A 12,377-nucleotide genomic window follows, 5' to 3' on the forward strand; every position below is an offset into this window, starting at 1 on the left:
GTCTCTCCTTGACCCATGAACAGTTGCGTAAGCTATACACGAATCTGGCATAAAAAAATCCGCCTTTTTTATGGGCGGATTTTTCATCATTTAAATTCTTCATACAGAGTTATAAATTTTCCATTCCGAGTGAAGCTGCTCCCTCTCCTTTGGAGAGGGCTGGGGTGAGGCCCACTTACTTCGTCATTTCGGTAAAATGCTTATAAAACAACGGAATAGTCTCAATCCCTTTCAGGTAATTGAATATCCCGAAATGCTCATTAGGGGAGTGGATGGCATCACTGTCCAGCCCAAAGCCCATCATGATCGTTTTGCTTTTCAGTTCTTTTTCGAACAATGCCACGATAGGGATACTGCCTCCTGAACGTACCGGTATCGGCTTAATGCCAAAGCTTTCTTCATAGGCTGCTGCTGCGGCACGGTACCCGATGCTGTCTATCGGGGTTACGTAAGCCTGGCCTCCGTGGTGTGGCTTTACTTTTACGGTTACGCCTTTTGGGGCAATGCTTATAAAGTGTTTGGTAAACAGTTCGGTGATATCATGCCAGTCCTGGTCAGGTACCAATCGCATTGAAATTTTCGCGAAAGCCTTGCTGGCAATAACTGTTTTCGCGCCCTCGCCGGTATAGCCGCCCCAAATGCCGTTTACATCAAGAGTAGGGCGGATGGAGTTGCGCTCATTGGTCGTATAAGTGGCCTCTCCGTAAATATCTTCAATGTCCAGTGCTTTCTTATAATCGTCAAGTACAAAAGGCGCTTTGGCCATTTCGTCACGCTCTTCACGAGACAATTCCTGCACCTTGTCATAGAATCCGGGAATGGTAATATGATTGTTCTCATCGTGCAACTGCGCGATCATTTTGGCAAGGATGTTTATCGGGTTAGCCACAGCGCCGCCGTATAATCCTGAATGCAGGTCACGGTTCGGGCCGGTAACTTCTACCTCAACATAGCTCAATCCCCTTAGTCCTGTAGTGATTGATGGCTGCGTGTTTGAGATCATCCCGGTATCGGAAATAAGGATAACGTCGTTGGACAGCTTCTCCTGGTTGCGCTCTACAAACCACGCAAGGCTTGGCGAACCCACTTCCTCTTCACCCTCGATCATGAATTTCACGTTGCATGGCAGTGTGTTGTTCTGCACCATATATTCCAGCGCTTTCACGTGCATGTACATCTGGCCTTTATCGTCGCAGGCGCCGCGGGCAAATATGGCACCGTCAGGGTGCAGCTCAGTTTTTTTAATAACCGGTTCGAAAGGCGGTGATGTCCAAAGCTCCACCGGATCCGGCGGCTGAACGTCATAATGGCCGTACACAAGTATAGTAGGCAGGTTTTTATCGATTATCTTTTCGCCATACACAATAGGGTAGCCCGGTGTCTCGCAAAGCTCTACCTTGTCGCAGCCTGCTTTTTCAAGGCTTGCCTTCACGGCATCGGCAGTATTTATTACATCCTGCGAATAGGCGCTATCAGCACTTACGGATGGTATTTTTAATAATTCTATGAGTTCGTCGAGAAATCTTTCCTTGTGCTGCTGCACATAGTTTTTTATGTTATCCATTTATAATTAGTGATATACGTTTGTAAGTCAAAAGTACAAAAAAATAAATTTTAAAAAATTTCAAATTTTCCTTTGAAAGTTGGAAACTGTTCGTATATTTGCACCCACAATAATGAAACAATTACCTGTTTAATTATCTCCTGCGGGTGTGGTGAAATTGGTAGACACGCCAGACTTAGGATCTGGTGCCTCACGGTGTGTAGGTTCGAGTCCTATCACCCGCACAACTTAAAAGCCTCTGATGTCTCAGGGGCTTTTTTTATTACCACAACTTTCTGAATTGATCCAGTAAATGTTATTGTTAGCTATTCATCGCGCTCCACCTCTAATATTTCACCAACATCCAGCATATGCTTAAGGTTGGTTATCCCTACCGGGTAGCTTTCTTTATTAAAAGGCTTTTCAATCCAAATACTTATAAAACGAAAAACTGCCCGCAGGAAAATTTCCCATGGGCAGCAGATCAACTTAATTTTTATTGTTACTATACAATAAACAAGCCGGCAATAGATCTTGCCTGTGCGCCTGTTAATGGCTCATCGAATGATTCTGTTCCTGCGCCTGCAGGGATTACAGGATTTCCTGCGTTGCTTACAACTGCTGTATTGAAGGTTCCCTGCAATGTAACTTGTTCACCATCATAAACAGGTTGTGCCTGTACAGGCAGCCCTCCACGGTCGTTAGAGGTAATCCATCCTTTTTGGCCTCTAAGCCTCCTTATCTGCGATGCGTGCCTTGCCTCAACAGAGTGTATCTGCAATGCAGCCTGCAACAGGTCGCCGTTAGACATCAGGTTGGCAGCCTGGCCTTTGTAGGCGCGTACTCCGGTGTCTTCAAATGCCTGCGATAGTGCAAGGAAAGTTTGGTAATCACCAAAGGGGTTGAAAGGGCCGCCTCCATTAGCACTTTGTCCACCTGTAAAATCGAAAGTTGGTTTTGCAGGTGCATCATTTCCAAGCGCCGTTTTCAGGAACTCAACGTGTGAAGCCTCGTGCTGGCTTATCTGTGCTATGATAGCCTGATCGGCAGCGGGGATAAGTCCGGTAGTGTCCAGCGCCATTTGGTAAAATTCGTCTTCAAGGTATTCCAGTGTCAGCGCAAGCTGTAATGCTTCTGTTGGTGTTTCGGCAGCTTCTGCAAAAAACGCAGCCGATGCGGCTCTTGCTTTAGTCGGAGCCAATAATGCGGATAACCCAAAAGGTACTGCTGCGAATGCTGCTGTTTTTCCTATGTTCTGGAACTGTGTAAAACTGTCCCTGCGGGAGCCTTTTTCGCTTAGGCCTTTTATAACGCCTTCGTTAGTAAACGACTCTATAAATTTTAAAATATTCATGATTTCGTAGTTTAGGGATTATGGTAAATAGTTAGCTGTAAACGGTGTTTGGATTAAATTAAGCGCAGCAACCTGAGGAATAATCAGGCCTGGCCTTTCAGCTTTGTCCAATCCCTGGGTAGTTGTAACCACATCATCACCTGCAAAAGAGTCTGTTCCCGGATTTAAAAGGCTCCTGATAGCAGAGGCATGCCTGGCTTCTACAGAAACAATTTTTCCTGCCAATAAAAGGTACTCTGAATTTTGAATATACCTTCCTGCGCCGTTGTAAGCTGATACTCCCGTATCTTCAAGCGCTTTTGCTGTGCCTAGTACACTTGCCCTGTTGCCGAAATTTACAGACGCATATGCAAATTCCAGTGTAGGAAGCACGCGGGTGTCGTCTTCAAGCGCTCCTGTAAGGGCTGCTTTAAAGAATTCCCTGTGTATTACCTCGTGGGCATACAGATCTGACAATATTGCCTGTTCTTCAGAGTTGAATATCAGACCGAAAGTGTTGCCGTTAACCACTCTTGTGTAAAAATCGGCTTCAAGCTGCTCAAGGGCATACGCATAAGTAAGTATGCCAAGGTCACCCCCGCCAAGGTCAAATTTTCCATTTCTAACGCCGGGAAGCTGGTCGTTGTTGCTTGTGCTGTCGTCGTCGCTGCTACAGCCGGCCAATAGGAGCCCGGTGCCGGCGAGGGTAAGCCCGCTGATCTTAAGGAAGCTTCTCCTGCTCGTTCCGACTTCCTTTACTTCTACTTTTTTCATAATAAAACAATTATAGGTTAATAATGTGGTGGGTGTGGTCGTTTTGTTGATTTTCAAAGTTATTTGTTACTTACGCCAATTAAGTGTTAAGAGGTTTTCCTAAATTTTAATAAAAATCATTTTTTAAGAATAATTTATGAAATACGAAATTTTTAGATTTCATGTTTTATTCAATAGTGGAAAGGGCTTACGGGTTATTCGTTTACGGCCCCACAAATCGCAATAAAAGTTTTTGAAAGGCAAAATTTACAATTGCTTTAACGTTTTACGAAACTATAGATTTAGGCATTTGTAAGTAGTTTCGCCGTAATTTTTGCGGCAAGTATGAAAATTTACTTTCTTTTATTTCGATTTCCTGCGAAATAGGATGTTTTCATTTTCAAATTTTTCGTTTCTTTACATTAAATAAAATTGGAAGGCCATGAAACAAAAAGCAACACTGAAGCAGATAGCAAAAGAACTGAACGTATCAGTATCTACAGTTTCCAAGGCATTAAGCAACAGCCCTGAGATAAGTGAGCCTACAAAAATAAAGGTGCAGGAATTTGCCAAGCTTAAAAACTACAAGCCCAATAACATTGCGGTGAACCTTAAAAGCAAGCGTTCAAAAACCATTGGCGTTATTATTCCCAATATCCTTAATCCGTTTTTCGCGAAGGTGTTCAGCGGTATTGAAAAAGGAGCCAATGACAAGGGGTATAATGTGATTACCTGTATATCCAACGAATCACTGGAAAAAGAGATACACGCTATGGAAATGCTAAGCAACGGTACTATCGACGGCTTTATACTTTCAATATCCGAAGAGACACAGAAAGAACAGGAATTCAAGCATTTCAAGGAAGCGATGTCTGACGACCTCCCGATTGTGATGTTCGACAGGATATCCGATGAGGTGACTTGCGACAAGGTGATTGTGGATGATTTTGAAGCTTCCAAAGATGCGGTTAACCACCTTATAAAGCTGAAATGCAAAAATATAGCGCTGGTCTCGAGTATCGATAACCTCAGTGTAGGCAAGCTCAGGGCCGAAGGCTACATTAGAGCCCTGGTAGATAATAAGTACACGATTAACGAGGATATCATTATACGTACCGACAATCCGGACGATTTTGACGAAAGGCTCAAAAAGCTGTTCGATACCAAAACCATAGATGGTATTTTTGCCCTGGATGAGCATGCTTCGGTTATGGCAATGAAAGCAGCCATCAAGCGCGGCATAAAAATACCCGAAGAATTGTCAATCATAGGATTTGCCGACGGTGTATGGTCAAGGCGACTTACACCAAGCTTGTCCACCATCAGCCAGCACGGTCCTGAGATAGGGGAGGCCGCTGCCGAAATGCTTATAAAAAGGCTCGAGGCCAAAGAAGGCGAAGAACCGGATTATGAAACCCGCACTATAAAAACCGAATTACGACAACGGGAATCTACCCGCAAGTTATAAAATAGTAAAGCCTCCGTATTGGAGGCTTTACTATTATCATTCCACTACATTTCTGTCATTACCACCGAAGCTTGCGAAGTGGAGAAATATCAAAATAAAATTTAGATTTTTACCTGAAATTTCTCCTTTGTCGAAATGACAAACCGCAGGAGTGCAGCTACTCCCTCTCCTTTGGAGAGTCCGGATAGCTATCGGGAGGGGAGACTATTCCTTATTAAACTCCGTAACCTTCCCGCCCTGCTTCAGCGTAAACCCTTTATCACTAAATATCATATGAAGGTCGGCCGGGTCAAAGTTGAATTCATTCTCGCTTAATGCGTTCAGCTCGAAAGATCCCTGTCCCGGTTCCAGCGCTATGGCTATCAGTTTCCCTTCGCGGGCGGCTATCTTCACTTTATATGGTAGTGAAGGTGCAGAATAGATGCCTTCATAACGTTTAAGGACATCGTCATCCACAGCAACCGATGTAAAATCAGGGAAGCGGTAGGGTAATTTATAATAGCAGCTAAGGACACCCATCACCAAGGCGTTAACGTCGGTGTTTACGCCATTCAGGGTAAGCGCTATGGCGAGGTCATCCTTCGGATTGTAGCCAAGTACTGCCGAAAACCCCTCAATGTCACCATTATGGCCGACAAACTTTCGCTCCGCAAAAGAAAAATGGAATACCCCGCGGCCAATGCCCATCTCCATTTTTGTCATCTCGCCCAAAGAGGTTTTCGTTATGATCTTGCCATCGAACAGCGCCTTTACAAACAGCGTAAGATCGCTTGCAGTAGATTGTAGTCCACCGGCACCCCCAATAGCAGATTCGTGCCACTCGTCCTCTTTTATCCATTGCCCGTCAGTTTCAACGTAGGAGTAGGCCTCGTTTTTTTTCGGGTTGATCTTGGTAAAGTAATAGGTGTTTTTCAGCCCCGCCTTTTTTATAACGCGTGCTGTTACATTCTCCTTATAGGTTTTTTTGGTTATATCCTGTATAATGTATCCCAGCAGCAGGTAATTGGAATTACTTAGTTCCGCTTTCGTGCCGGGTTCAAATGCAGGTTCGTAGCCCTGTATCCGGTCCAGCATCTGCTTACGGTTTTGCAGTTTTACTGAAAAATCTTTAAAAGCAGGCTCCTGTGTGTAATTATAGATGCCGCTTTTATGTCCCAGCATATCGGCAATTGTAATTTTTTCCGCATTCTTCATTTTAGGAAAAAACTCCGAGAGCTTAGTGTCTAATGTCAGTTTCTTTTCCTCGATCAGTTGGAAAACAATGGCGGCGGTGAACATTTCGGTTACCGACCCGATCTTGTATCTGGTATCCGGTGTTGCTTTTGCTTTAGTATCAATATCAGTAAAACCATAGGCTTTTTCAAATACGACCCTGCCTTTTTCACGAATGCTCAGAGCGCCCATAAATTTATCGTTCCTGTTGAAATAAACAAGCAGGCTGTCGATCTTGCGGTATTTAGCCTCGCCCTGCGCGAATGCAGGCAGCGTAATCGCTAAAACAAATAAGGATAAAAATAATTTCTTCATGATTATTTGATTAGACTTACTATAACGTAGGTACATTGAAAATGTTATGTGCTGTTTGTCATTCTGACGAAGGAAGAATCTCAGGCCGTAATTGAGATTCTTCACTACGCTGCGCTTTGTTCAGAATGACAGCGGCTTTTAATGCGCTTCCAGCCAGTTCCGCCCTTCGCCCATATCCACTTCCAAAGGCACATCCAGCTTAAACGCGCTTTCCATCTCTTCCTTGATCATTGGCTTGATGCGCTCCAGCTCACTGTTGTGAACATCGAACACAAGCTCATCATGCACCTGCAGCAGCATCTTGCTTTTCCAGTTCTCATTCACCAGGCGCTTTTGTATATTGATCATAGCAATCTTTATAATGTCAGCGGCACTTCCCTGTATTGGCGCGTTTACAGCATTTCGTTCCGCTGCTCCCCGCACTACCTGGTTTTGGGAGTTGATGTCCTTCAGGTAACGCCTGCGCCCCGATATAGTTTGTACAAAGCCCTGCTCGCGGGCAGTTTCCACCTGTTCGTTAATGTAATTCTTCAGTGTTGGGTATGTTTGGTAATACGCGTCAATAAGGTCTTTCGATTCGGTACGGCTCAGCGAGGTTTGATTGCTTAGTCCGAACGCCGAAACCCCATACACAATACCAAAGTTCACCGTTTTTGCGTGGCTTCGCTGCTCGCGGGTCACTTCTGCCAGCGGTACGTTAAACACTTTGGCTGCTGTCGAGGCGTGGATGTCCTCATTATTTTGGAAAGCCTTCACCATTTCCGGGTCGCCGCTCAGTGCCGCAATAATACGTAATTCTATTTGCGAGTAATCCGCAGATACTATGGTATGGTCGGCATCGCGGGCCACAAAGGCTTTTCGTATCTGCCTGCCCCTCTCGGTACGGATAGGGATATTCTGAAGGTTAGGATTATTGGAACTCAAGCGGCCCGTAGCCGCCACGGCTTGCATATAGTCGGTATGCACACGGCCTGTCTTCGGTTTAACCTGAAGCGGCAGTGCGTCCACATAGGTATTCTGTAGTTTTACCAGTTGCCTCCAGTCCAGTATGTCCTGTACGAATGGGTTGGTAAGCGCAAGGTAAGAAAGCACGTCCTCTCCGGTGGCATATTGTCCGGTCTTGGTTTTCTTTTGCTTAACGCCGCCTATTTTCAGCTTGTCGAATAATATCTCACCCAGCTGTTTCGGCGAACCCAGGTTGAATTTCTCCCCCGCGTTTTCGTATATTTTTTGCTCTAATCCTTTTATGTCGCTTGCCAGTTCTGCAGAAAGCTCTTTCAGGTAGGCGACGTCAAGGTTAATGCCTTCCTGTTCCATGCTTGCCAGTACGGGCATCAATGGTACTTCTATCTCGTCAAAAAGCTTGCGTGTCCCGGTTTGCTCCAGTTGTGGCGCAAACACTTCTTTTAATTGTAATGTGATGTCGGCATCTTCAACGGCGTACTCTTTCACCATTTCTACATCTACATCGCGCATCGTTTTCTGGCCTTTGCCCTTTTTACCAATGAGCGCCTCAATAGGCATGGGCGAATACCTCAAGTAGGTTTCCGCCAGTATGTCCATGCCGTGGCGCATATCCGGGTTGATGAGGTAGTGTGCCAGCATCGTATCGAAGAATTTTCCTTTTACGGTAATGCCATAACTGGCTAATACTTCCAGGTCGTATTTAAGGTTCTGGCCTACTTTCTCTATATTCTCATCCTCAAAGAACGGGATGAATTTATTAACGATCTCCTGCGCTTCGGCACGGTCGGCGGGTACGGGAACGTAAAAGCCTTTCCCTTTCTCCCAAGAAAAAGACATCCCGACCAACTCTGCCGTAAGGGCACAAATATCGGTAGTCTCGGTGTCAAAACTCACTACGGGCTGTTTCAGCATATCGCGCAGCAGCAGGCTTATGGCCATATTACCTTGTACAAGCTGGTAGAAATGGTCGGTAGTATCCAGGGTTTCATAGAAACTTGGCGCCATTTCCGCATTCGGGTCGGCAGCGCCTTCATCGAACAACGAAAATTGCTGCTCCCCGCTGGTAATAGTCTTTGTTGGCGAATAGCCTGATGTGGCAATGGTATCGAATTCTTCCCCATGCGAAAACAACCTGTGGAACTGGTCGGCCATACGGCGGAATTCCAGCTCGTTGAATATCGCTTCTACCTTTTCGGTATCGGGCTTCGTCAGCTCATAATCCGTTTCATTAAAGGTAACATTACAGTCGGTTATAATGGTTGCCAGCTTTTTCGACATGATGCCTTTATCCTTGTTAGCCTCAATATTCTCGCGCAGTTTGCCTTTCAGTTCATGGGTATGGGCCAGTAGGTTTTCCATTGTGCCGTAGTCTTTCAGGAACTTCTTGGCGGTCTTTTCACCCACGCCGGGCAGTCCCGGAATGTTATCCACCGCATCGCCCATCATTCCCAGGTAATCGATCACCTGCTCCGGCCTTTCAATTTCGAAACGCTCCAAAACTTCGGGCACGCCCCATATCTCAATGCCATTCCCCAGCCTTGCCGGTCGGTAGATGAATATATTGTCGCTTACCAGCTGTGCAAAATCCTTATCGGGTGTCACCATAAATACCTTGTAGCCTTCCTTTTCAGCCTGCTTTGCCACAGTGCCTATAAGGTCGTCGGCCTCGCATCCCGCCTCCTCGATAACCGGTATGTGCATGGCTTTCAGTATGTCCTGTATATATGGTATGGCCAGCATTATAGCTTCGGGCGTTGCGCTGCGGTTGGCTTTATAATCACTATACAACTCATTTCGCACGGTACTTCCTTCCTTATCGAACGCCACCGCAAGATGGTCGGGCTTTTCGCGCTTGATCACATCCAGCAAGGAGTTGGTAAAACCGAATATCGCCGAGGTGTCCATCCCTTTCGAATTGATGCGGGGATTTTTGATAAAGGCGTAATAACCACGGAATATCAGTGCGTAGGCATCGAGCAGGAAAAGTCGTTTCTGTTGTGACATGAAAAAAATATTTGACCGTAAAAATAATCAAACCGATGGAGAATTTCTAATTTAAAATACCTTCTGATAAGACAAATGAACCGGCATATTTTCAAAAACTACCACAGAGACTCACAGAGAAAGCTCAGAGATACACAGAGAAATTTTGAGTTAGGCGCGTTTCGCGCGAGTTCACAGAGCAGGGGCTAACAAACATAACGCTCTGTGGCCTCACACCAAAGGTGGTCTCCTAAAAACTCTGTGTGTCTCTGTGCCTACTCAGAGCATCTCTGTGGTATAGCTATTTTAGGTTTCAGGTCCCCTAACAAAATCCGTGTCGATCCGCCAAGATCCGCCACGTCCGCGTTCCTTCTTCCATTAGTGGAAACTACTGCAACATTCTTTGTAACAATTTGCCGCCTTATTCGTTTCTTTGTAAAAACAAATCTAAATGCGTCGCGCTTTCATCTTCATACTCATAGCCATAGTCCTTGGCGAAGTCTATACTTTTTTTGCCGTAAAAACAGTCGTTAAAGCCCGGTGGATGCTTTGGGCTTATGCCGGCATTTCGCTGCTCATCATCGCTTTTATCATCTGGTCGTTCACACAATACGACCGCACTGTTGGCCCAAATAAGCGTTCCCTCTTTACCGTGGGGCTTATGCTGCTCACGGTTGTCCCGAAAATGATTGTCGGGATCATACTGTTGGGCGAAGATGTATTCCGTATTATCGACGGACTTATTAGGTCATTCCTCGGTAACGAAGACGAGTCTTTCCTTCAGGACCGCCGCAAATTTGTAAGCCAGGTTGCTTTCGGGATAGCGGCAATCCCTTTCCTTTCGCTCCTTTACGGAATGAAATGGGGGAAATACAATTACAAAGTTCGGAATGAAATCCTGTATTTCCCTGATCTCCCAGATAATTTTGAGGGTATGACCATCACGCACATCTCCGATATCCACAGTGGCAGTTTTGATGATGCCGAAGAGATAGAGCATGCTATAGGCCTCATTAACGAACAGCAAAGCGACCTCATCCTTTTTACGGGCGACATCGTGAACACCCATGCCGAAGAAATGCACCCATGGATCGAAGCCTTTAAAAGGATAGAATCGGCTCCCTTTGGCAAATATTCCGTGCTGGGCAACCATGACTACGGTGAGTACGTGGAATGGCCCTCGCAAAAAGCAAAACAGCAAAATTTTGAGGATATAAAAGACCTGCACAGGCAGATCAATTTTAAGCTGCTGCTTAATGAGCATGTGAAGCTGGAAAAAGGCGGGCAGGAGATCGCTTTGGTAGGGGTAGAGAACTGGGGTGTCAACTTCAAGCAGGCAGGCGACCTCAGCAAAGCTTCACAGGGGCTTACTCCCGATAACTTCAAGATACTGATGAGCCACGACCCGTCGCACTGGGACGCGGAGGTAAAGAACCATAAAAACAATTACCACCTTACCCTGAGCGGGCATACGCACGGCCTGCAGTTCGGTATAGAAATCCCCGGCTTTTTCAAGTGGAGCCCGGTTCAATATGTGTATAAACAATGGGCAGGGCTGTACGAAAACGTTGGGCGTTATGTGTACGTAAACCGCGGGTTTGGCTTCCATGGCTATCCGGGCCGGGTAGGGATTTGGCCGGAAATCACAGTTATCCAACTAAAAAAAGGGCAAAAAGCATCATAATATAGTAATTATATTATATTTGTATAATCATTGCTAATAAAACGGTTTTAAATTAGTTTAAAATTTCAATTTTATGTCAAAATTTGGAGAACTTATAAACTCCCATGTGCCTGTACTTATCGATTTTTATACAGAGTGGAACGAGCCTTCGGTATCCATGCATCCGGTGATACGCGATGTGGCTGCCGCGCTTGGAGACAAGGCTAAAGTCATTAAAATTGATGTGGATAAAAACCAGGAGCTGGCCGATGCCCTAAGGATAAAGGGGCTTCCTACGCTGATGATCTACAAAGACGGGCAAATGGTATGGAGGCAGAGCGGCGAGCTGGATGCGAACACCATCATAGGCCTTGTGCAGGAGCAGCTTTAATCTATAGCCGCAAACCGAAATCCCTTTCCTTTTAAATATTCAATTGCTTTTGGCAATGCATAGCGCATATTTATATTTGCCTTAATGCTGTCGTGGAATATAATGACGCTGCCATTGGTGGTGTTGCTTATTACATTGTCCAGACACTTTTCCGGCGAAATACTTTGGTCGAAGTCGGCGCTGAGCACATCCCACATTACAATCCGGTAACCCATTTTCTGCACCTCTTTCTTCTGCGACTTTTTTATTTTGCCATACGGCGGACGAAACAGTTGCGCCCCTGAAGCACCGGCTATCCATTTTTCGCAGGCGGCAATGTTTTGAAAGTAGTTGGCGTTATCGGTATTCCAGCCGTTGAGGTGGTTGAAGGTATGGTTGCCAATGGCGTGCCCTGCTTCAACTATTTTTTTAAAAATATGAGGATGCTTTTCGATGTTATTGCCAATGCAAAAGAATGTGGCCCTGATATCATGTTCTTTCAGAATGTCAAGCACCCATTCCGTCACTTCAGGTGTGGGGCCGTCGTCAAAGGTGAGGTAAACGGTTTTGGTGGAATTAGGGATATTCCATACATAGCCGGGAAACAGCTTCCTGATAAACCACCGCGTTTTTACCCAATAGAATTTCATTGGGCAAAGATAAAGTGTTTTTGTTTCTAAATGAATTGTTACACAGAGATGCACAGAGAAGTCACAGAGTCCACAGAATTTTTTTAGTTGTCAGAGCTCTCAGAGAATTCTGCTAAAGCAG

9 protein-coding genes and 1 tRNA gene are annotated in these 12,377 nt (G+C 45.4%); 4 read left to right on the forward strand and 6 right to left on the reverse strand.

The annotated features are described in order from the left end of the window. Positions 1–175 precede the first annotated feature (175 nt). Entirely contained in the window at positions 176–1,564 is a 1,389-nt protein-coding gene (locus AAEO56_RS15415) for a dipeptidase (RefSeq protein WP_341697956.1), read from the reverse strand. A gap of 142 nt (positions 1,565–1,706) precedes the next feature. Here AAEO56_RS15415 and AAEO56_RS15420 point away from each other — a divergent pair. Then, a tRNA-Leu gene (locus AAEO56_RS15420) sits at positions 1,707–1,788 on the forward strand. 260 nt (positions 1,789–2,048) lie between these two features. Here the strand turns inward: AAEO56_RS15420 and AAEO56_RS15425 are convergent. Beyond that, a complete protein-coding gene (locus AAEO56_RS15425) occupies positions 2,049–2,897 on the reverse strand; it encodes a ferritin-like domain-containing protein (protein WP_341697957.1) in 849 nt (282 codons plus the stop codon). Between the two features lie 18 nt (positions 2,898–2,915). Continuing rightward, positions 2,916–3,650 (reverse strand): ferritin-like domain-containing protein, encoded by a 735-nt coding sequence (locus AAEO56_RS15430; protein ID WP_341697958.1) that lies wholly within the window; start codon positions 3,648–3,650, stop codon positions 2,916–2,918. A gap of 421 nt (positions 3,651–4,071) precedes the next feature. Here AAEO56_RS15430 and AAEO56_RS15435 point away from each other — a divergent pair, with 421 nt between their 5' ends. Further along, positions 4,072–5,097 (forward strand): LacI family DNA-binding transcriptional regulator, encoded by a 1,026-nt coding sequence (locus AAEO56_RS15435; RefSeq protein WP_341697959.1) that lies wholly within the window; start codon positions 4,072–4,074, stop codon positions 5,095–5,097. Positions 5,098–5,301: 204 nt separating this feature from the next. On the opposite strand, the gene AAEO56_RS15440 is transcribed toward AAEO56_RS15435, so the two are convergent. Both AAEO56_RS15440 and polA read right to left on the reverse strand, forming a co-directional pair. After that, complete coding sequence (locus AAEO56_RS15440) at positions 5,302–6,624, reverse strand: serine hydrolase domain-containing protein (protein ID WP_341697960.1); 1,323 nt, start codon at positions 6,622–6,624, stop codon at positions 5,302–5,304. Between the two features lie 138 nt (positions 6,625–6,762). After that, on the reverse strand, positions 6,763–9,594 hold the full coding sequence (gene polA / locus AAEO56_RS15445; protein WP_341697961.1) for a DNA polymerase I: 2,832 nt from the start codon (positions 9,592–9,594) through the stop codon (positions 6,763–6,765). A 430-nt stretch (positions 9,595–10,024) separates the two neighbouring features. On the opposite strand from polA, the gene AAEO56_RS15450 reads away from it, so the two are divergent. Together AAEO56_RS15450 and AAEO56_RS15455 are read left to right on the forward strand one after the other, a co-directional pair. Continuing rightward, positions 10,025–11,257, forward strand: coding sequence for a metallophosphoesterase (locus AAEO56_RS15450; RefSeq protein WP_341697962.1), 1,233 nt, complete (start codon positions 10,025–10,027; stop codon positions 11,255–11,257). A gap of 73 nt (positions 11,258–11,330) precedes the next feature. Next, the gene (locus AAEO56_RS15455) at positions 11,331–11,627 is read left to right on the forward strand and encodes a thioredoxin family protein (protein ID WP_341697963.1); all 297 of its coding nucleotides are present in this window, start codon (positions 11,331–11,333) and stop codon (positions 11,625–11,627) included. Here the strand turns inward: AAEO56_RS15455 and AAEO56_RS15460 are convergent. Then, positions 11,624–12,256, reverse strand: coding sequence for a polysaccharide deacetylase family protein (locus tag AAEO56_RS15460; protein ID WP_341697964.1), 633 nt, complete (start codon positions 12,254–12,256; stop codon positions 11,624–11,626). The genes AAEO56_RS15455 and AAEO56_RS15460 overlap by 4 nt on opposite strands. Positions 12,257–12,377: the final 121 nt, after the last annotated feature.

It is taken from the genome of Flavobacterium arundinis (genome assembly GCF_038289855.1).
Lineage (GTDB): Bacteria > Bacteroidota > Bacteroidia > Flavobacteriales > Flavobacteriaceae > Flavobacterium > Flavobacterium arundinis.

What these genes read in the sequence shown, in the direction of transcription:
- AAEO56_RS15430 (WP_341697958.1), bottom strand. Translation starts at nt 3,650, where the DNA reads ATGAAAAAAGTAGAAGTAAAGGAAGTCGGAACGAGCAGGAGAAGCTTC.
- AAEO56_RS15435 (WP_341697959.1), top strand. Translation starts at nt 4,072, where the DNA reads ATGAAACAAAAAGCAACACTGAAGCAGATAGCAAAAGAACTGAACGTA.
- AAEO56_RS15425 (WP_341697957.1), bottom strand. Translation starts at nt 2,897, where the DNA reads ATGAATATTTTAAAATTTATAGAGTCGTTTACTAACGAAGGCGTTATA.
- AAEO56_RS15450 (WP_341697962.1), top strand. Translation starts at nt 10,025, where the DNA reads ATGCGTCGCGCTTTCATCTTCATACTCATAGCCATAGTCCTTGGCGAA.
- polA (WP_341697961.1), bottom strand. Translation starts at nt 9,594, where the DNA reads ATGTCACAACAGAAACGACTTTTCCTGCTCGATGCCTACGCACTGATA.
- AAEO56_RS15415 (WP_341697956.1), bottom strand. Translation starts at nt 1,564, where the DNA reads ATGGATAACATAAAAAACTATGTGCAGCAGCACAAGGAAAGATTTCTC.
- AAEO56_RS15455 (WP_341697963.1), top strand. Translation starts at nt 11,331, where the DNA reads ATGTCAAAATTTGGAGAACTTATAAACTCCCATGTGCCTGTACTTATC.
- AAEO56_RS15460 (WP_341697964.1), bottom strand. Translation starts at nt 12,256, where the DNA reads ATGAAATTCTATTGGGTAAAAACGCGGTGGTTTATCAGGAAGCTGTTT.
- AAEO56_RS15440 (WP_341697960.1), bottom strand. Translation starts at nt 6,624, where the DNA reads ATGAAGAAATTATTTTTATCCTTATTTGTTTTAGCGATTACGCTGCCT.